17 protein-coding genes, 1 tRNA gene and 1 pseudogene are annotated in these 17,550 nt (G+C 43.1%); 13 read left to right on the forward strand and 6 right to left on the reverse strand.

The window, feature by feature from the left end:
* The first annotated feature begins 26 nt into the window (after positions 1–26).
* The 3 genes from FZC79_RS08460 to FZC79_RS08470 are packed head-to-tail and all read left to right on the forward strand — an operon-like array spanning position 27 to position 3,612.
* Positions 27–410 carry a MerR family transcriptional regulator gene (locus FZC79_RS08460; protein WP_148941449.1) on the forward strand — a complete coding sequence of 128 codons (384 nt, stop codon included), beginning with the start codon at positions 27–29 and terminating at the stop codon, positions 408–410.
* Entirely contained in the window at positions 410–1,933 is a 1,524-nt protein-coding gene (locus FZC79_RS08465) for a class I adenylate-forming enzyme family protein (protein WP_148946366.1), read from the forward strand. The genes FZC79_RS08460 and FZC79_RS08465 overlap by 1 nt, the downstream gene beginning before the upstream one ends.
* A complete protein-coding gene (locus tag FZC79_RS08470) occupies positions 1,930–3,612 on the forward strand; it encodes an acyl-CoA dehydrogenase family protein (RefSeq protein WP_148946367.1) in 1,683 nt (560 codons plus the stop codon). Before FZC79_RS08465 ends, FZC79_RS08470 begins: the two co-directional genes overlap by 4 nt.
* A 37-nt stretch (positions 3,613–3,649) precedes the next feature.
* Here the strand turns inward: FZC79_RS08470 and FZC79_RS08475 are convergent, their stop codons facing one another.
* Both FZC79_RS08475 and FZC79_RS08480 read right to left on the reverse strand, forming a co-directional pair.
* Positions 3,650–4,852, reverse strand: coding sequence for an MFS transporter (locus tag FZC79_RS08475; RefSeq protein ID WP_148946368.1), 1,203 nt, complete (start codon positions 4,850–4,852; stop codon positions 3,650–3,652).
* 150 nt (positions 4,853–5,002) lie between these two features.
* Positions 5,003–5,542: a DUF6944 family repetitive protein gene (locus FZC79_RS08480; RefSeq protein WP_148946369.1), complete on the reverse strand. Its 540-nt coding sequence runs from the start codon at positions 5,540–5,542 to the stop codon at positions 5,003–5,005.
* Positions 5,543–5,686: 144 nt separating this feature from the next.
* Here FZC79_RS08480 and FZC79_RS23030 point away from each other — a divergent pair, with 144 nt between their 5' ends.
* The 4 genes and pseudogenes from FZC79_RS23030 to FZC79_RS23035 all read left to right on the forward strand — a co-directional run.
* Positions 5,687–5,830 carry a hypothetical protein gene (locus FZC79_RS23030; RefSeq protein ID WP_187442695.1) on the forward strand — a complete coding sequence of 48 codons (144 nt, stop codon included), beginning with the start codon at positions 5,687–5,689 and terminating at the stop codon, positions 5,828–5,830.
* Positions 5,831–6,217: 387 nt separating this feature from the next.
* A complete protein-coding gene (locus FZC79_RS08485) occupies positions 6,218–6,610 on the forward strand; it encodes a hypothetical protein (RefSeq protein ID WP_148946370.1) in 393 nt (130 codons plus the stop codon).
* A gap of 366 nt (positions 6,611–6,976) precedes the next feature.
* The gene (locus FZC79_RS08490; RefSeq protein WP_148946371.1) at positions 6,977–7,759 is read left to right on the forward strand and encodes an SMI1/KNR4 family protein; all 783 of its coding nucleotides are present in this window, start codon (positions 6,977–6,979) and stop codon (positions 7,757–7,759) included.
* Between the two features lie 175 nt (positions 7,760–7,934).
* A pseudogene (locus tag FZC79_RS23035) lies at positions 7,935–8,101 on the forward strand (transposase); the annotation flags it as partial.
* A 52-nt stretch (positions 8,102–8,153) separates the two neighbouring features.
* On the opposite strand, the gene FZC79_RS08495 reads toward FZC79_RS23035, so the two are convergent.
* Together FZC79_RS08495 and FZC79_RS08500 are read right to left on the reverse strand one after the other, a co-directional pair.
* Entirely contained in the window at positions 8,154–8,462 is a 309-nt protein-coding gene (locus tag FZC79_RS08495) for a hypothetical protein (protein ID WP_148946372.1), read from the reverse strand.
* Positions 8,463–8,640: 178 nt separating this feature from the next.
* Positions 8,641–8,714 (reverse strand) — tRNA-Arg (locus FZC79_RS08500).
* Positions 8,715–8,871: 157 nt separating this feature from the next.
* On the opposite strand from FZC79_RS08500, the gene FZC79_RS08505 reads away from it, so the two are divergent.
* Together FZC79_RS08505 and FZC79_RS08510 are read left to right on the forward strand one after the other, a co-directional pair.
* The gene (locus FZC79_RS08505; RefSeq protein WP_148946373.1) at positions 8,872–9,882 is read left to right on the forward strand and encodes a permease; all 1,011 of its coding nucleotides are present in this window, start codon (positions 8,872–8,874) and stop codon (positions 9,880–9,882) included.
* A gap of 14 nt (positions 9,883–9,896) precedes the next feature.
* Entirely contained in the window at positions 9,897–10,799 is a 903-nt protein-coding gene (locus tag FZC79_RS08510; RefSeq protein ID WP_148946374.1) for a TIGR03943 family putative permease subunit, read from the forward strand.
* A 367-nt stretch (positions 10,800–11,166) separates the two neighbouring features.
* Here the strand turns inward: FZC79_RS08510 and FZC79_RS08515 are convergent, their stop codons facing one another.
* Together FZC79_RS08515 and FZC79_RS08520 are read right to left on the reverse strand one after the other, a co-directional pair.
* Positions 11,167–11,472, reverse strand: coding sequence for a hypothetical protein (locus FZC79_RS08515; RefSeq protein WP_148946375.1), 306 nt, complete (start codon positions 11,470–11,472; stop codon positions 11,167–11,169).
* 308 nt (positions 11,473–11,780) lie between these two features.
* Positions 11,781–12,797 carry a DUF3231 family protein gene (locus FZC79_RS08520; protein WP_252183286.1) on the reverse strand — a complete coding sequence of 339 codons (1,017 nt, stop codon included), beginning with the start codon at positions 12,795–12,797 and terminating at the stop codon, positions 11,781–11,783.
* Between the two features lie 174 nt (positions 12,798–12,971).
* Between FZC79_RS08520 and FZC79_RS08525 the strand changes: the two genes are divergently transcribed.
* From FZC79_RS08525 to FZC79_RS08540, 4 genes are all read left to right on the forward strand, one after another.
* Positions 12,972–13,310 (forward strand): metal-sensitive transcriptional regulator, encoded by a 339-nt coding sequence (locus tag FZC79_RS08525; protein WP_148946377.1) that lies wholly within the window; start codon positions 12,972–12,974, stop codon positions 13,308–13,310.
* A gap of 15 nt (positions 13,311–13,325) precedes the next feature.
* Positions 13,326–13,532 carry a copper chaperone CopZ gene (gene copZ, locus FZC79_RS08530; protein ID WP_148946378.1) on the forward strand — a complete coding sequence of 69 codons (207 nt, stop codon included), beginning with the start codon at positions 13,326–13,328 and terminating at the stop codon, positions 13,530–13,532.
* Between the two features lie 69 nt (positions 13,533–13,601).
* Positions 13,602–16,025 carry a heavy metal translocating P-type ATPase gene (locus tag FZC79_RS08535; RefSeq protein WP_148946379.1) on the forward strand — a complete coding sequence of 808 codons (2,424 nt, stop codon included), beginning with the start codon at positions 13,602–13,604 and terminating at the stop codon, positions 16,023–16,025.
* Between the two features lie 120 nt (positions 16,026–16,145).
* Positions 16,146–16,796, forward strand: a complete 651-nt coding sequence (locus FZC79_RS08540; RefSeq protein ID WP_187442696.1) for a nuclease-related domain-containing protein — start codon at positions 16,146–16,148, stop codon at positions 16,794–16,796.
* Positions 16,797–17,550 lie beyond the last annotated feature (754 nt).

Below are 17,550 nucleotides of genomic sequence, written 5' to 3' on the forward strand. Positions count from 1 at the left end.
CTAAAAATTCAGACACAGGAGACCTCATGAATTATTCCATTTCACAACTTGCCGAAGAGTTTAGCCTCACTACCAGGACAATAAGATACTATGAAGAACTGGACCTTTTGACACCTGCCCGGGATGATGGCGGCAGGAGGGTGTATTCAAGAAAAGAATATGCCCGCCTGAAGCTGATTCTGCGCGGAAAGCGTTTCGGCTTTTCGTTAGAAGAAATTAAAGAAATGATCCATCTGTTTGACAGTGACCGCAGCGGCAGAGCTCAGCTGGAAAGGACGATTGAGTATGGCAATCAGCGAATTGAGGAGGTGAGCGGCCGGATCAGGGAACTCCAAAGTATGAAGCATGACTTAGAGATGCTGCGTGATGATTTTGTAAAAAGACTTGAACAGTTGGGGAGCGATGAATGATGAATATTTCAAATTTGCTGGAAAGAAATGCCCGTAAATACCCATATCAAGAAGCCATCATCTCAGGTGAACAGCGTGTGAATTATTTTGAGCTGAATCAGCAAGTGAATAAGTTTGCCTCAGCTCTAAAACAGCAGGGAATATCGGCAGGGGACAAAGTAGTTCTTTTCATGCCGAATACACCTGAGTTCGTGATCGCCTATTTTTCTGTGCTTCGGCTCGGTGGGATCATTGTCCCGGTCAATGCCAAGCTGACAGGAAAAGAAGTTCACTATATTCTGGAGCATAGTGATGCACGTGCCCTCATTGCCCATGAACTGCTGTTTGATGCTGTTTCAGGAGTGGGAGATGAAGACCTCCTGCTAATTAAAACCGGCAAGGGAAGAGACTCATGGAAAAGCTTTGAGCAGCTGCTGGCAAACGGAAAGACGGAATCGATTGCCTGCACCCTCTCTGAAGATGATGAAGCCACGATTTTATACACTTCGGGAACGACCGGAAAGCCAAAGGGTGTCCTGTTTACTTACCGCAACATATTGAGTGCGGCAATCATGATGTGTGTGGAGATGGAAATGAAACCGGAGAGCCGGATCCTCCATATGATGCCTTTGAGCCATTCAGCGCCTCTTCACTTATTTCTGGTGGCAGGAACCTATGTGGGAGCTTCCCATGTTCTGTCCCCGACGTTCACCCCCGAAGCCCTGTTGAAATTAGTGGAAGGCGAAAAGGTGACTCACTTCTTCGGCGCACCTGTTGCGTATCTTTTTACAGCTAAAATGCCAACGATCGAATCCTATGACCTTTCCTCTATGAAATTCTGGGTGTACGGCGGAGCACCGCTTTCCCAGCCAGAAGTGGCGCTTATCAAAGAGAAATTTAATACAGACAGGTTGTGCTGTGTCTATGGATTGACAGAAGCAGGGCCGACGGGAACGTTGCTGCTCTCGGATGAGCATAGTAATCATGCGGGCAGCATCGGGAAAAGAGGTGCATTGGGGACGGAAATCATGATTGCCGATGATCAAGGAAATGAACTCCCGCCAGGTGAAGTGGGTGAAATCCTGCTCTATGGAGAAGGAAATATGAAAGGGTACTATAAAGACTCTGAAAAAACAAACGAAGCTTATCACAATGGCTGGTTACGGACGGGTGATCTTGCCAGGAGAGATGAAGAAGGATACATCTGGATTGTTGACCGGAAAAAGGATTTGATTATCTCCGGAGGGGTCAACATTTATCCGAAAGAGGTGGAAGAAGCTCTCATGGCTCATCCTTTGATCTCAGAGGCGGCAGTCATCGGGGTCCCTCATCGGGAATGGGGAGAAACTGTGAAAGCCTATATTGTTTCAAACGAAAAATTTGAAGATGTCAAAGAAACCTGCCAGACGTTTTTATCTGGGAAACTTGCCTTCTATAAAATTCCGAAATTGTATGAGGCGGTAACGGAGCTTCCGCGCAACGCGACAGGAAAGATTCTGAAGCAGGTATTAAGAGATGAGAATAAGAGCGGTGTTGCAAAATGAAGTACATCGAAAACTTTTACAAAGAGGATACCCATTTTATCAGCGTCCTGAAGCGATATCTCGATGAAGAAATGGGAGAATGGGCCGATCGCGAGCTCATGGATTTCGGCAGGATGTGCGCCGGCGAAATCGATGAACGTGCCGCTCATACAGACCGAGAAGGCCAGCCGAGGCTCATTAAATATGACCGGATGGGCGAGGATATCTCTGAGGTTTGGGTCAATGAAGGATACAAGCAAACGGTAAAAGATACTTATAACAAAGGGATTGTTGGCTATATCCATAAACAGATTCCGGAACTCGGCCGAAAAGGCAATTATGTATATTCTTACGCTCAAGGGTATCTGCTGTCACAGTCCGAACCTGGCTTCTATTGTCCTGTCACCCTAACGATGGCAACAGCCTATCTCATGGAACACTATGCCAGCGATGAAGTCAAAGAGCGTTTCCTTCCTCACGTGCTTTCTACCGGGGAAACCGAGTTATACGAAGGAGCGACCTTCCTGACTGAGCGGCAGGGGGGATCGGATGTAGGCGCGAACGAAACCAAAGCGGTTAAAAATGGTGACAGCTACCGTCTTTCCGGGGAGAAATATTTCGCGTCCAATTCAGGAATGTGCGGAGTCGCGATGGTACTGGCAAGGATGGATGGAGCACCGCCTGGCACCAAAGGACTGAGCCTGTTTGCAGTACCTTGGAGAAAGGAAAACGGCAAGCTAAATGGTATTAAAATCAGAAGGTTGAAAGACAAATTGGGTGTCCGCGCCGTTCCATCTGCTGAAGTCGAATTTGAAGAAGCCGAAGCCTATCTGGTCGGAGAGCCATCTAAAGGCATCCATTATATGATGGAGGCACTCAATCTTTCCAGGGTCTGCAATGCGATCGCCTCCATCGGGATCATGAGGCGCGCCTATATGGAAGCCAGGAATTATGCCTTCCACAGAGAGGCCTTCGGAAAGAAACTGGCAGACTATCCGATGATCAAGGAAACCCTGACTCATTTGGCGGTGAAGCAGGAAATCGAAACAAGCGCGGTATTTTCTCTTATCGATCTTTTCGATAAAGTGATGTCACACGAGCATCCAGTTTCAGAAAAAGAAATGGTCTTGAACAGGCTGCTCATTGCTCTTTTAAAAAAAGAAACAGCCGAACAGGCCATCCACTTCTCTCACGAGGCAATTGAAATGCATGGAGGAAACGGCTTTATTGAAGACTTCGTTCTTCCCCGTCTCCTGCGAGATGCACAAGTTTTGACCGTGTGGGAAGGAACAGCGAATATCCTCGGGCTTGAAATTCTGCGGTTAATGAATAAGCATAATGCCCATCAGCTGTTTATCGAGGAAATGAAGGGAAATCTGGAGGGCATCCCCTCTTCTTTGGAAGGATTAAAAGGGCTTGTAGAAAAAGGCTTGAAGGAGCTCTCGGAACTGACGGAGTATGTGGCCGGTGCGGAGCAAGATGTACAGACCTATCATGCCAAAAAAATTGGTAATCTCATGACAAGCATTTATGAAAGCTGGATCAGTTTAGAAGAAGCAGCGAGCGGCGGTGAACGAGAACGGGTGAAAGCTGAAATTTTTATTGAAAAAACATGGTGCAATCATTTGCTGGATAAAGAGATGAAACCGGTAGCCCACTTTGATTTGATATGCAATCCCCAGCTTACCCCTGTAAAATGAGCAAAAACCACACTGAATTTCAGTGTGGTTTTTGCTGTCAGCCCGCCTTCTCAGCGAGAACAGTTCCTTTTAATTGACGGTACTTAGAGTAAAAGAGTGCCGTAGCCGCAAGGGAAACAATTCCGAACATGAGCGTCATATACTGCAATCCCATTATATCCAGAAACAAGCCTGTCATCAGGAGGACCACCTGGAAGATCAGTCTGTCCAGCATATTCCGGAATGAAAAGAACCTTCCATGAAAGTCTTTTGGAATCCTTGTCTGGAAAATAGTTGCGGCTGTAGGGAAGAAGCAGCCGACTGCAAATCCGAAAATCGCAAAGGCTATCACCGAGATTACGGGCTGATCAGCGAAAAACAACAGCATTTGAGCGGCTCCGATGACAAATGAGAACAAAAATAAAATCGAGTAAGGAGAGCGCTTGCCGCTGATCTGCTTTACAAAAAAGGCTCCCAGCATGAAGGCGATCCCTTCCGCTGTATAAATCCAGCCTTTAATAGCCGAGCTGTCCTGCAGTTCACTGATATTGATGACCATCAAATTGAACCCGCCGATAAATAAAAGAGGAATGAGTGTCATAACCAAGGTCATCATGACAATCGGAAGCCCTTTGATAATCGGAAAGACTTCTTTGAAACTGCCAGCTTTGGCTTTCCCTTTTTCAAAGACGCCGGCATTAGGTTCCTCCAGCTTTAAGAAAAACGTTATGAAAAATAGAAGCAAATAAGCAATCATTGAAAGAAGATACAGCATGGATAGAGACATGACGACGAGGAAGATTCCTGCAAGAGCCGTTCCCAATATCCTTGAAAGTGTCGCCACATTCATATGGACTCCGTTCAGCTGAAGCAAGTCTTTCTCCTTGACCACCATGGGGATTGCCGCTTGTAAAGCAGGAAAATAGAAAGCGGCTGAAACCTGGATGAAAATCATGAACACAACCATCCATAGAACGGATCCAGTATAGATGGCAGCAAACATGAACAGCACGCTGACTGCGCGTCCGAAACCGGAGAAAAGCATGACTTTCTTTTTATCCACCTGGTCCGTAATCCTGCCAGCAAGAGGACCAAGAAGCAGACCGGCCAGCAAACCGATGGCCAGGATGACGGCTTTCAAAAAGTCGGAGGGCACCTTGTCCTGCATAAATTCAAGATTTCCAATGATTCCGAGCCAGAGTCCCAAGCCGGCAACGAACTCGCCCATTAAGATAATCCAGACATTTTTATTTTTCCACATAATAGTACCTCGCACAGTGTGTAATATATTTCGTTTCTCTAAATATACTACAGCAGAAAGGTCTTAGGTATCTTTTTCTTTGAATATTTGAGTTTGGGTAATCTTACCTTTCTATTTCAAAAGCAGCAATGAGTAAAGAAATCTCCCGCATTATAAAGAATCTTCGACAGATTCGCTCAGAGCACTGAGAATGGCACCGACTGCTTGAATCCAGCTTCCGACTGAATCGAGGGTGCTGCGTTGCTGCCCCCGCAATGAGAGAATCCCTGATAGGGCTTGCAAGCTATTGCCGATTACTTGAAGCAGGTTGCCATAAAGAGAAAGAGCGGCTTCCCGCGATGGAGAAGAATCCAAATCATCTGCAAAAGCTGAAGCTCCTCCTACTGCTTGAAATAAATCCCCTTTAATCTGCAGCTGGGTTTGAAGATCTCCTTCCGTCAGCAGAAAGGCTCCTACCTCAATTGAGTTTCCGATTGCCTGTACCATATTTCCGATTTTAGTCAGAGTCACTTTGTCTGTACTGTCTGCTGCCAAAGCATTCCCGGTACCCTGCAGCAGATTTCCAATAATATTAAGATCTTCTGCCTGCTGTTTATTGACAAACTTCGGCGGTGTGCTGCTTATGGCGGATAGAACCGTACCTATGGCTTGAATCCATCCTCCGGTAAAACTCTTCTCGTGATTTTCCATTGTACACACCTGTCCTCTTTCTTGCCGAATTTACCATTAGTATATGAAGACAGGGATTAGCTTGGAACAAAAGTGTTTAATGGGGTGGAGAATGCAGGAATCCAAAGGTGAATGTCGAATTGTCATAATATGGAGGTGGTGAGAGTGGAGCAGGTTAAGAAAAAATGGATTTGCTCTAAATGCAGTAAGGATATTTGGGATGAAGTAGAATTCATAGACAACGGCGGCATCTGTGACGACTGTTACAGCATCCCGGTCAAGAAGAGAATCGGAAGGATCAGAAGATAAAACCTTAGACACGGAAGGAAAATGCTAGTGGCTTTTCAAAAACCTATAAAAGAAAAATGAGTATGACAATCCCGGAAACCTGGATGTCATGCTCTTTTTTAGGTTGTTTTCGTAAACTTTGTTGCTATTTGATATAAATTTCGTAAGATAACGCCTTAATTCATCGAATTTATCTTGGGAAGAAAGAAAAGAGCAGCTGCCTCCAATTAGAGAGAAAAACCATAGTATTCGAGGGGAACGCAGGTAAATCAGCCCGTGGAGTATTGCGTCTGGAGCGGAAACACACTCTTTGCGAAAACAGCATTACAAAAAGAAATAGTGCATATGTCATCTTTATAGTTTTAATCCAAACCCGATAAAAAAGGTAAGCCAATGAGGAGGTCCACAATGAAGCTGAAAGAACTAGCCTTAAAGATTAACGAGGAAAGTGATAAATTGGACTTAGTCAGTACTAGGAAGTATATCGAGAGCAATCTCGATCTCTTATATGAGAATAAACAGCTTTTGAATAGGAATGCACGGGAACTGCTGGATTTTTTGAGAGATAGAAAGAATAATGGAGAAAAGCCTCTCAACAGAACGGAAATGGCAGCCATTCATGCTATGAATACCTATGCTCTCAGGTTTGATGTTCAAGGATTAAAAATGACGGTGAAGAATAAAAAAGAATTGCTGCTTAAGAAAGAGACCCTGGGATTTTTAAATAGTGATGCCAAAATCCTTCTTGAAGGAATGGGAGCAATTGAGAAGCAGCAAAAGAAAAGAGCGGAGAATCCTTGAAATAAGGAATCTCCGCTCTTTTACATTAACGTCCCAGGCAAGAGTCGAACTTGCGACCTGCAGCTTAGGAGTCGGTCCTGCTGGGTTTGGATCGTTCTGGATAAGATGGATAACCCTTGTTAAATTAAATCAGCATGAACGGATTGCTATTTTGAATATTATCGATTTTAATTGAGCGTAGAGGATGAGTTTTTCCACCCGAGGATAGGGTTGTTATTAAGTTAAAACCAACAATAGTAATTTTCTTATCTGTAATTAAATCGACAAACACCAGGTGTTTGCAGAAAATTCTATTTGAGGCACTGCCATAGATTACCTTAATGGATGTTAAGTAATAAGGATATTTGTAATGGGAGGCAGAATTAGATGAAAATTTGGTCAGAAGAAACAGAAGATATTTATCGATTACCTGAAATCGGTCAAGAGGAAATCCATCGTATTGAAAAAGAAATAAAGAAGAATCTCCCTGAGAGTTATAAAGAATTAGTTTTACAACAGAATGGCGGCTATTTAAACGTTAATTCAGTTTTAATTGAAAAAGGAAATCCAGAATGTATAGGTATAGATCATATTTATGGTGCAGGAAGTCCAGGGATATTAGACAGCCCTAGTATTGTTAAAGAGTGGGGTTTAGCCGAAAATCTTCTTATTTTTAGTGGCGAAGGGAATTATTGGTTTGCCTTAGATTACTCAGCAAATACTCCGAGTGTAATCTATATTGAGCAAGAATCAAATAAATTAGTTAAAGTGGCAAACAGTTTTGATAGCTTCCTAAAGAATCTTTCTACCACTGCCTTTACTGATGATGAACTAGAGATGGAATGGTCTCAAGAAGAAGCGGACAAGATATTTTCAGGAATAGATTATGCACTTATAGAAGAGGTATTATTAAGTTTTCAGTATGCTGAGAACTTGGATATGAAATGGTATTTGACTAAAGCGCTTGAACTGTCGACTCATCCTAACTCCATGGTTAGGGAAGTTGTGGTAAGTATTTTGAGAAATAATGCAGAGGAGGTATTAGCTGAGGCAGACTTTACAACCCAAGAGTTACTACTTAAAGCATTAAGGAATTTACTTGAAGATCCTAATCATGATATAAAAAACGAGGCTGAAGACATTAAAGAGAGTAATAATATTAATAGTTGAAAAGGTAGGCGTTGTAAAACTATGCATTTTGTTAATTTTACAACTGACCTATCTTTTTTGAACTTTATTAAAAATTAAATATTCAAAAAGTGAAACAAGTTTATGTCATGGTATATTTTTTACAATAAAATACAATATTTTGTAGAAAGAAGTATAAAAAGAAAGGTTAATTTAGAAAACTGGAGCCGTCTATCGAAAACGCAAGGTCGATGTGGAGCCAGTTATGGATTGTTGAAAGCTAATTTGCGTTTCACTCGATTTTCCGTACGAGGAAAATCGAAGGTCGAAAATGAAATGATTGAATTTGAGAAAATTCATTGCCAACAATTAATCTACAGATGAATTTACACGAGAAGATAAAAAAAGCTAGTTTTGTCCCAGCCTCTTTGCGAAGTTAACATGTGACACATCTTATATTATTCTCATCATCAAGCTTCCAACCATCTTCCTTGACATTTAGGCTTTTAGAACATTTAATACAGCTATTTGGCCACCCGAAATAACGAAAATTAGCCAAGGCTTCAATATCAACAGACCAAACAACAATAGCTGTATACTCCTCTTGACTCAATTTTAGTTCGCTAGCTATATCATTCTCAAGCAAGCTTTCATGAAACTCTTCTACCGTTTTATCAAACAGTTCCATAGCTTTTTCATCGCTTAAATTTTTATAGAAAACTTGGTATAAAAGGTCATTTTTCATTGTTACCATCCTAGAATTTAAGAGTAGGCCCTTTTACTGGGCCTTTATACATCTCACATTAAAATTTCTGGATGAGGATCCACTACCAGAACCACCCATTAGAATTCATCTAAAAGAAGCAAAATAAAAAAGAGCGAGAAATCCCTTTCTTATAAGGGTTCCTCGCTCTTTTAATTAACGTCCCAGGCAAGAGTCGAACTTGCGACCTACAGCTTAGGAGGCTGTTGCTCTATCCTGCTGAGCTACTGGGACACAGGAATTCATTATAAGGGATTTTATGAGAAAGGTCAAACAGTGTGCTTCATTCTGAATATAAACTCTTAGTAAAAATTGAAATTATCATAGATTTAGAGGACAAGCATAGTATATAATATAAAGCGAAATGATTACGATTGTTAGGAGATTTTACATGAATACTATGCGGACGTGGAGTCAGGAACTCCTTGGTATCTTGCTTTTTATTCTTTTTATTGGACTGTTTTTGGCGGGAGACAGACTCACACCATTTTTACCGGATGTGATGGAGAACTCCAGTTTTACCAATATGGTGACCATATTCTTAAGTATATTGCTTGAGGCTGTACCGTTCATCTTAATCGGGGTGTTTGCTTCAGCAATCATCCAGGTGTTTGTTTCAGAAAATATGCTGCAAAAACTTGTCCCAAAGAGATTTCCGTATCTTGCCCTCTTTCCTGCGGTTTTTGTAGGGGCTTTGCTGCCGATCTGTGAATGTGCAATCGTGCCGGTAGCCCGGCGGCTGATCAAAAAAGGTGTTCCGGCCCACTTGGCGATGGTCATCATGGTGACGGCACCCATTCTTAATCCGATCGTGCTTGCTTCTACATACTATGCGTTTCAAAATAACCTCACGATTGTGTTCGGGCGCATGGGGATTGCTGCTGTCGCGGCACTGTTGATAGGAGCTCTGCTCTATAAGCTTTTTGGAAAGAAAGATCCACTGCGTGTTGAGAAAAAAGAAGGACATCATCACCATCATCACGAACATCATCAGGGATCAAATAAAATCTTGGAAACGATTGTCCATGCAAGTGATGAATTCTTCGATATGGGAAAATATTTGATTATCGGTGCCCTCATTGCGGCAGGATTTCAAACCTTCTTGGACAGGGAAATATTGAACGCAGTAGGGTCAAATGAAATATTTGGACCGGCAGTCATGATGGTCTTTGCTTATGTGGTCTCGCTTTGCTCAGAAGCGGATGCGTTCGTTGCGTCTTCATTCGGAAGCATCTTTACATCAGGCTCTCTCCTCGCATTCCTGGTATACGGCCCGATGATCGACTTCAAAAATACCTTGTTAATGCTGGCATACTTTAAGAAACGTTTTGTACTCTTGTTTATCGGAGTCGTAACGGTTGTCGTTTATGTCTGCACATTGCTGTTTCAAATTCTGTTCTAAAAGGAGGCGTTATCATGAAAACGGTCCAATTTCACACCTACTTGCGGGGCATCATCTTAATCGGATACGCCCTGCTGATTCTGAAGCTGTTCCTTACATTTGATATGGTGAATTTTGTAGCGGAGAAGATGCATGGATATATGTATTTCGCTTTAGGTGTATTCATTTTTCTTGGGGCAATCCAAATAATCAGGGGAACGTCTTCTAAAAGCGAGACAAGCAGCTGTGGGTGTGAAGCCCATGAACTGCCAAGGGGTTTCTTCAAAACAACCTTGATCTACAGTCTGTTTGTCGTTCCGATAATATTGGGATTCTTGCTGCCGGATAATCTGCTGGACAGCACGATCGCCTCCAAAAGAGGGGTAAACATCGGAAGCGGCATGTATACGGCTCCTCCTTCTACAGGAGAAAAAGCTGTAACGGAAGCGGAAGAGGACTCCTCTGGCACTGAAGCCCAGGAGAATGTATCTCAACTAGGAAACTATGAAGAATTTCCGGTCGAAAAGGATTTCGATAAACTGAAGGAAATCGTTCAAGGGAAAGATAAGATTTTCGTAAGAGATGAACAATTCATTCAAACACTGAGCATCATTGATGAAAACCTTGATGCTTATGTCGGGAAGGAAATCCAGCTGACAGGATTCATTTATAAAGATGAAAGCTTTGTAGAGAATCAAGCAGTCATTTCCCGCTTCACCGTCACTTGCTGTGTGGCTGATGCAGGTGTATATGGGCTGCTGACAGAGGATGAGGAGCTGGCTTCCCTGGAGCCGGACACTTGGGTGAACGTCAGCGGAATTGTGGATAAAGTCGACTTTAACGGATATATGATGCCCGTACTGACCAATCCTGTTTACGAAGTGGTGGAAGCTCCTGAAAATCCTTATGTTGAAGAGTTTTTTATAAAAGTTGAATGAAGATAAATAAAGGCTGTTTTCACAAAGATTGTGGCTAAGTAAAAGTTATGGATTTCAATCCAGCTGTAAGACTCCCCGGGTGCTGGAACTAGATTTGGGGTCTCACCTGTCATAAAAAGCGGAAGCACCTTGGTCAGTCCCGACAGGAAAATAACCCCAAGGGGCTGAGTGCTGGAACTAGACGCCTGCTAGTCCCGCAGGAGATCGCACATCTTCCGTTCGAATCTCCTTAAGTTAAAGGGAGGAAGGTATCGTAATTAAAAGCAGCGATATTCTAGAAAAGATCCTAAACAAAAAGCACCGGCGGACAACTGGTCTGCCGGTGTTTTTTGTTTAAGGGTTTCATATATCTGATTTCAATGCTCTATTAAAATTCTTCTGCATCTTCATCTGTATCAAGATCAGGCTCATCGGTACCTTCACCATAAGGGTCTTCAGGTACTTCATTCAACATGCCTTCATTATCTTCGTCTGAACCTTCGTCATCAATGCTTGCGTCAGGATCTCCAGTATTGTCCTCGCTGTTTTCTGTATCATTCATGTTCTCATCTGTTTGTTCCGAGTTATCTTCTTCCATAATCGTGGTATCCTCTTGGCTTTCCTCATCACTGCAGCCTGCCAGAGCAATTCCTGCTGCTAGAGGGACTGATAGAAATAAATTTTTCTTATTCATACCTAACACTCTCCTTTTGAAAATTGATCTAGCTGCATATAAAATGTTTACCACATTCATTTTTTCATAAACAAATCGATGAAATTCAAAGTATGATTGAATGGTACGATGCCTGATCATGGTGCATGGCAGGTGGGTGAAGGAGGTTTGCGGCCCACTATCCAGAGTCAATCTCAATAGCGCGTGAAAAGACATGTAGATTCCTGTGCTCATGGATAGAATTTAGGTAATTGCAGGCCCCCATAAAGAGCCCTCTTAACATAAAAATAGACATACTCTTCATGGAATAAGAAGAATATGTCTCTAATTTAATTTTCCCTCACAAGCTTCTTGCGGTCAGGAGACTGGGGCGGCTCCTCCAGCCAGCCGTATTTCACCATAATGTCGGCTCCGCTTTTTCCGAGTCTGCCGGCTTCAACAGCCATCCGCAGATAATTGGAGGCAACATCAAATCTCATGCTTGCTGAAGCCGAAGTGCCATAATTTCCGATTCCTGCATTCATCACAAGTACAACTGTAAACATCATCAGTTTTTCGGAAAAGACCGGTGTGGTGGAGTCCTGTACATTGGTATCCCAAGACATAGGTGCCTGCATGTCATTGTCTACCAGGGTTTTGCCGAAAATTTTAATGTGCTTCTGGGCAATCTGCTGGGCGCGCACCATAAAATCCTTCACATCAGGAGTTTCAGCCATTTGAGCAAAGCTGGTAGTGAGCATGTTTCCGAGCAGGTTTGTTTCAGTATTCATAAATAGGTGTGAAATTTCAATAGCATTCAAAGGCCGCTTTTCAGTGAAAGGATTTAAACTGCCGCTGAAATAATTTTTTTCTTCGACAAAACCAATTCCTTTGGGATAAGGCATATAGGGAGACCTGACCAGGATGCCCATATCCAATGTAGCTTCGGTTGTTTTTTGATATAAGTCGCTGGTGAACCTTAAACACCCTTGATAGAAATTGATGATATCTTCACGGACCGCCAGAGACAGGGCACCGCTATAGGTTAACATTCCTACTTTCGACATTTGCCTCATGAACATCAAAAAGAAAATATCCTCATACATTCGTGGTGTGTCAGGATTAACATCTTGTTCAAGAGTAAAACCAGCAGGCTGGGGAATCTGCTCCTTCTCATACAGCTTCTTTAAAAAGGTAACATGATCTAATGAAGCTTGCTGGGTTAAAAGAAGAAGGTCTTTGATTTTAGGATCCTCACACTTCTCTAAAAAATATTCAATCATACATAGGGAAGAAGTATCATTTTGGTAGGTAGTCCATAAAGTCGCTAACTCACCGGATGTAAGTTTTGTTGAATGGTCAGACATAGATCGCCCTCCTGAACGCTTTAACATATAGGGTTATTATCTGCCAGGCGGTTAAATACATGTACATATTTATGGTTTTTTTAAAATGGGGGAAAAACAATGATAAGTATCACAATTCATTCTCTTTACATACTATAGGGGGGTATAGTAATATGACGATAAGGAGGTGACGCAATGGTATCGAACCCTGAAGAAATGATTGAAATCGATTCATGTTGCTCATCAGATGAAGAAAGAAAAAGTCACCATTCAGATAAAGTGAAAAGCAATCTGGTTACCAGGTTGAACCGCATTGAAGGACAAATTCGCGGGATAAAAAGATTAATTGAAAATGATACGTACTGTGATGATGTCATTACCCAGATTTCAGCCACACAATCGGCGATGAACAGCGTCGCAAAACTCCTTCTTGAAGGGCATATGAAAACGTGTGTGCTCGAGAGGATCCAGGAAGGCGACACAGAAGTCCTGGATGAAGTGCTTGTGACAATACAAAAACTAATGAAGAAATAAAGGAGATGTATAAACATGGAAAAAATCACTCTGAATGTCAGCGGAATGTCATGCGGGCACTGTGTCAAAGCAGTAGAAGGCAGTGTTGGTGAACTGAAAGGGGTCCAGTCGGTTGGAGTAAACTTGGACTCAGGGCAAGTGGACGTCACGTATAATTCTGAAGAAGTAACAGTGAAAACAATCAAAGAAACCATTGACGATCAAGGATATGATGTTCAATAAACGTGCCTTCATGGCGCGTTTCTTTTGATGAAAAATATACCCCATATAGGTATGAGAGGAGGACTTGAAATGAGTGAAAACGCACGAGAGGTCAATTATAAGGTGACTGGAATGACTTGTGCTGCCTGTGCTTCGAGAATTGAAAAAGGATTGAATAAGATGGAAGGCGTCGAGGATGCAGCGGTTAATTTTGCTTTAGAACGTGCTTCTGTAAAATTTGATCCCTCTTCAGCTGCTCCAGAAGTCCTTCAGAAGAAGATAGAGGACCTGGGTTATGGTGTCGTTACCGAGAAAGCTGAATTTGACATTACCGGAATGACCTGTGCAGCCTGCTCTGCCCGAATTGAAAAGGGGCTTAACAAAACAGAGGGCGTCACTAAAGCAAACGTGAATCTTGCTTTGGAAAAAGCAACGGTTGAATATAATCCAACTCATATTTCAGCTGCCGAGCTGGTTAAAAGAGTTGAAAAGCTGGGATATGGCGCACGGGAAGCTGCCGATAAAAATTCTGAAGAAACAGCGGATTACAGGGAGAAGGAAATCCATAAGCAGCAGCGGAAATTTATACTTTCACTGATTCTGTCCCTGCCGCTTCTCTGGGCAATGGTCAGCCATTTTGAATTCACCTCATTCATTTATCTTCCAGAGTTCCTGATGAATCCATGGGTTCAGTTCGCATTGGCAACACCAGTGCAATTTTATGTCGGAAAGCAATTTTATGCAGGTGCATATAAAGCATTGAAAAATAAAAGTGCGAATATGGACGTCCTGGTTGCATTGGGAACATCAGCCGCATATTTTTACAGCGTGTATTTATCCATTGAATTGCTGGGGACGAACGAAGGAATGACGGAACTTTACTTTGAAACCAGTGCGATTTTAATCACGCTGATCATTCTTGGTAAATTGTTTGAAGCACGGGCGAAAGGGAGATCCTCGGAAGCAATCAAAAAGCTGATGGGGCTTCAGGCAAAGACGGCCACTGTCCTTCGAAATGGAGAAGAGACTGAAATTCCACTAGAGGAAGTGGCTGCCGGGGACATCGTTTTTGTAAAACCCGGTGAAAAGGTGCCTGTGGATGGAGAAGTATTGGAGGGCCGTTCCGCTCTCGATGAATCCATGCTTACAGGAGAAAGCGTGCCGGTCGACAAGACAGCCGGAGATGAGGTCATTGGTTCTACCATTAATAAAAATGGATTTTTAAAAATCAAAGCTGTCAAAGTAGGAAGAGACACCGCGCTTTCCCAAATCATCAAGGTTGTAGAAGAAGCACAAGGATCAAAAGCGCCGATTCAAAGGATGGCAGACCGGATATCAGGTATATTTGTGCCAATTGTTGTGGGTCTTGCTGTCATTACTTTCTTAGTATGGTTCCTGTGGATCACTCCGGGCGACTTTGCCGAAAGTCTTGAGAAGTTAATCGCTGTACTTGTCATCGCCTGTCCATGTGCACTGGGACTCGCGACTCCTACTTCCATCATGGCTGGGTCCGGGCGTTCCGCAGAATTCGGAATTCTATTTAAAGATGGAGAGCATCTTGAAACGGCACACACCGTCACAACGGTTGTTCTTGATAAAACAGGGACCGTCACGAACGGCAAGCCTGTTTTGACGGATGTGATGACTCGTGAGGATATGAATGAAACGGAGTTCATGGAACTGGTCGCAGCAGCCGAGCGTCCGTCCGAGCATCCCTTGGCCGTCTCCATTGTGGAGGGCATCAAAGAAAAAGGAATTGACACAAGTACTAACGCAGACTTTGAAGCCATTCCAGGCTTTGGTGTTTCAGCCCTTGTGAATGAGCGTCGAGTGCTGATCGGGACAAAGAAACTGATGGATCGTGAATCCATTGACGTGGATGAAGCTATCCTTCAAATGAAAACCGACTTGGAAAGCAGCGGAAAAACAGCCATGCTAGTAAGCATCGATAATCAGTATGCCGGTTTGATTGCCGTTGCGGATACAATTAAAAACACTTCAAAAGAAGCAGTCAACCGATTGAATGACATGGGACTTGAGGTCATCATGATGACAGGAGACAACCGGCGCACCGCAGAAGCCATAGCAAAAGAAGCGGGCATCGAGAATGTCATTGCAGAAGTTCTCCCTGAAGGCAAAGCAGAGGAAGTGAAAAAGCTTCAGAAGCAGGGCAAGAAAGTGGCTATGGTCGGAGACGGAATCAACGATGCTCCCGCATTGGCGGTTGCTGATATCGGGATGGCGATTGGAACAGGTACTGATGTGGCCATGGAAGCAGCCGATATCACCCTGATACGCGGGAACCTGAACAGCATAGCGGATGCCATCTTCATGAGTAAGAAAACCATCCGCAACATCAAGCAAAACCTGTTCTGGGCATTTGCCTATAACACATTGGGCATTCCGATAGCGGCTGTTGGACTTCTTGCACCTTGGCTCGCAGGTGCAGCAATGGCCTTCAGTTCAGTGTCAGTTGTGTTGAATGCGTTAAGACTGCAGAGGGTGAAGTTGTAGAGATTTGATTTACATTTAAAAGTGTGGGAAAGGCACATGGGCTTAGCCTGTGTGTCTTTTTTTGGTTTTGAAGGGAAATACAGCTTTGAGTCGAATGTATTGTTCAAAAGGAGTGATGCAATGATTATTAAAGAACGTACTGTGCCAAGAGAGATTGTAGTACTCCAAGCCTTGTTAGATAGGATTCTGGACACTCATAAGGCAAAGGAGTCCGTCTGTCGGGAGTTTGATAGACGCTTGGCTGGTTATAAAGGAGAAATGTTCTTAAATTATCCTCTAAGCTTTCTCCCCTCAGATGACTTTTTGATTCTCCACAACCTGCGTCTTTTTGACGGCACTCATTATTTCCAAGTTGATACCCTCATTATTAATACTAAATTCATTGTCCTTGCGGAAGCGAAAAATATGGCTGGTACTCTTTATTTTGACCCTGGCTTCAATCAACTGATCAGACGAAATGAAAAGGGAGAGGAGGCTTTCTCTGACCCCTTGCTGCAAATCAAGAGACATAGAATCCAGATGAAAAAGTGGCTGGCCCGCATGGAGTTATCTCACCTGCCGATCGAGACTCTTATTGTCATCAGCAACCCCCGTACCATTCTTCAATCTTCCTCGGACAGCGTCCACAAAAAAGTGATTCATACCGGCCAACTTCCATTTCACATTGAAGCACTCAATGAAAAATATAAGCGGGAACACCTTGGGGCAAATGAAGCGCTTGAACTGGCTCAGAGCTTGGTGAAAAATAATTATCCCGTAAAACAAATGTGAAAGAAAAATACGGTGTTCAGCCTGCTGATCTAATCAAGGGTGTAAAATGTCCAGACTGTGGCTTCCTCCCTTGTAAAAGAGAGCATGGAAAGTGGGTGTGTAAGCATTGCGGTATGGAATCAAAGGATGCTCATGTTTCTGCTTTGAGGGATTACGCCCTGCTGATTGACTCAAAGATAACGAATAGAGCTGCCAGGGATTTTTTAATGGTGAATTCAAGAGCAGCTATCAATCGGATGCTACCTCACTGAACTTACCTACACAAGGGACACGCCGGTGGAGGGTATATTCTTTAGATACACTACTAGAAGGTGAGCAAACCGTCATCGTTGATAGAAAGGGAAAATTAGTCGATAGAAGAGCAAAAATTGTTGATAGGAACCTTTAATTCGTTTATAAAGCAGTGTAATTCGCTGATAGACCCACCAATTGCGTTGATAGCGCCAATCGTCAGGCAAAGTGACAGCTTCATTCTAAGACGCAAACAGCCAGAAGCCCCAGCCTAGGCTGGGGGGCAAACTAAGGTTTGATCTTTCAGTAAAAAACGAAGATCGTTGATAGAAAGGGGAAATTCGTTGATAGAGAAGCCGTAATCGTTGATAGAACCTATATTTTCGTTGATAGGCAAGTAGTTTTCGATGATAGAACTGCTATTTTCGTTGATAGCGCAAAAATTGAAGTAACAGCCCAATCTCATTCCCATGCAGGAAAACCAAAACCCCCAGGCCAAGGCCTGGGGGGCAGACAAACTAAC

The sequence above is a fragment of the Rossellomorea vietnamensis genome, from assembly GCF_008180615.1.
In the GTDB taxonomy this organism is placed as follows: Bacteria; Bacillota; Bacilli; order Bacillales; family Bacillaceae_B; genus Rossellomorea; species Rossellomorea vietnamensis_D.

What these genes read in the sequence shown, in the direction of transcription:
- FZC79_RS08460 (WP_148941449.1), top strand. Translation starts at nt 27, where the DNA reads ATGAATTATTCCATTTCACAACTTGCCGAAGAGTTTAGCCTCACTACC.
- FZC79_RS08465 (WP_148946366.1), top strand. Translation starts at nt 410, where the DNA reads ATGAATATTTCAAATTTGCTGGAAAGAAATGCCCGTAAATACCCATAT.
- FZC79_RS08470 (WP_148946367.1), top strand. Translation starts at nt 1,930, where the DNA reads ATGAAGTACATCGAAAACTTTTACAAAGAGGATACCCATTTTATCAGC.
- FZC79_RS08475 (WP_148946368.1), bottom strand. Translation starts at nt 4,852, where the DNA reads ATGTGGAAAAATAAAAATGTCTGGATTATCTTAATGGGCGAGTTCGTT.
- FZC79_RS08480 (WP_148946369.1), bottom strand. Translation starts at nt 5,542, where the DNA reads ATGGAAAATCACGAGAAGAGTTTTACCGGAGGATGGATTCAAGCCATA.
- FZC79_RS08485 (WP_148946370.1), top strand. Translation starts at nt 6,218, where the DNA reads ATGAAGCTGAAAGAACTAGCCTTAAAGATTAACGAGGAAAGTGATAAA.
- FZC79_RS08490 (WP_148946371.1), top strand. Translation starts at nt 6,977, where the DNA reads ATGAAAATTTGGTCAGAAGAAACAGAAGATATTTATCGATTACCTGAA.
- FZC79_RS08495 (WP_148946372.1), bottom strand. Translation starts at nt 8,462, where the DNA reads ATGAAAAATGACCTTTTATACCAAGTTTTCTATAAAAATTTAAGCGAT.
- FZC79_RS08505 (WP_148946373.1), top strand. Translation starts at nt 8,872, where the DNA reads ATGAATACTATGCGGACGTGGAGTCAGGAACTCCTTGGTATCTTGCTT.
- FZC79_RS08510 (WP_148946374.1), top strand. Translation starts at nt 9,897, where the DNA reads ATGAAAACGGTCCAATTTCACACCTACTTGCGGGGCATCATCTTAATC.
- FZC79_RS08515 (WP_148946375.1), bottom strand. Translation starts at nt 11,472, where the DNA reads ATGAATAAGAAAAATTTATTTCTATCAGTCCCTCTAGCAGCAGGAATT.
- FZC79_RS08520 (WP_252183286.1), bottom strand. Translation starts at nt 12,797, where the DNA reads ATGTCTGACCATTCAACAAAACTTACATCCGGTGAGTTAGCGACTTTA.
- FZC79_RS08525 (WP_148946377.1), top strand. Translation starts at nt 12,972, where the DNA reads ATGGTATCGAACCCTGAAGAAATGATTGAAATCGATTCATGTTGCTCA.
- copZ (WP_148946378.1), top strand. Translation starts at nt 13,326, where the DNA reads ATGGAAAAAATCACTCTGAATGTCAGCGGAATGTCATGCGGGCACTGT.
- FZC79_RS08535 (WP_148946379.1), top strand. Translation starts at nt 13,602, where the DNA reads ATGAGTGAAAACGCACGAGAGGTCAATTATAAGGTGACTGGAATGACT.
- FZC79_RS08540 (WP_187442696.1), top strand. Translation starts at nt 16,146, where the DNA reads ATGATTATTAAAGAACGTACTGTGCCAAGAGAGATTGTAGTACTCCAA.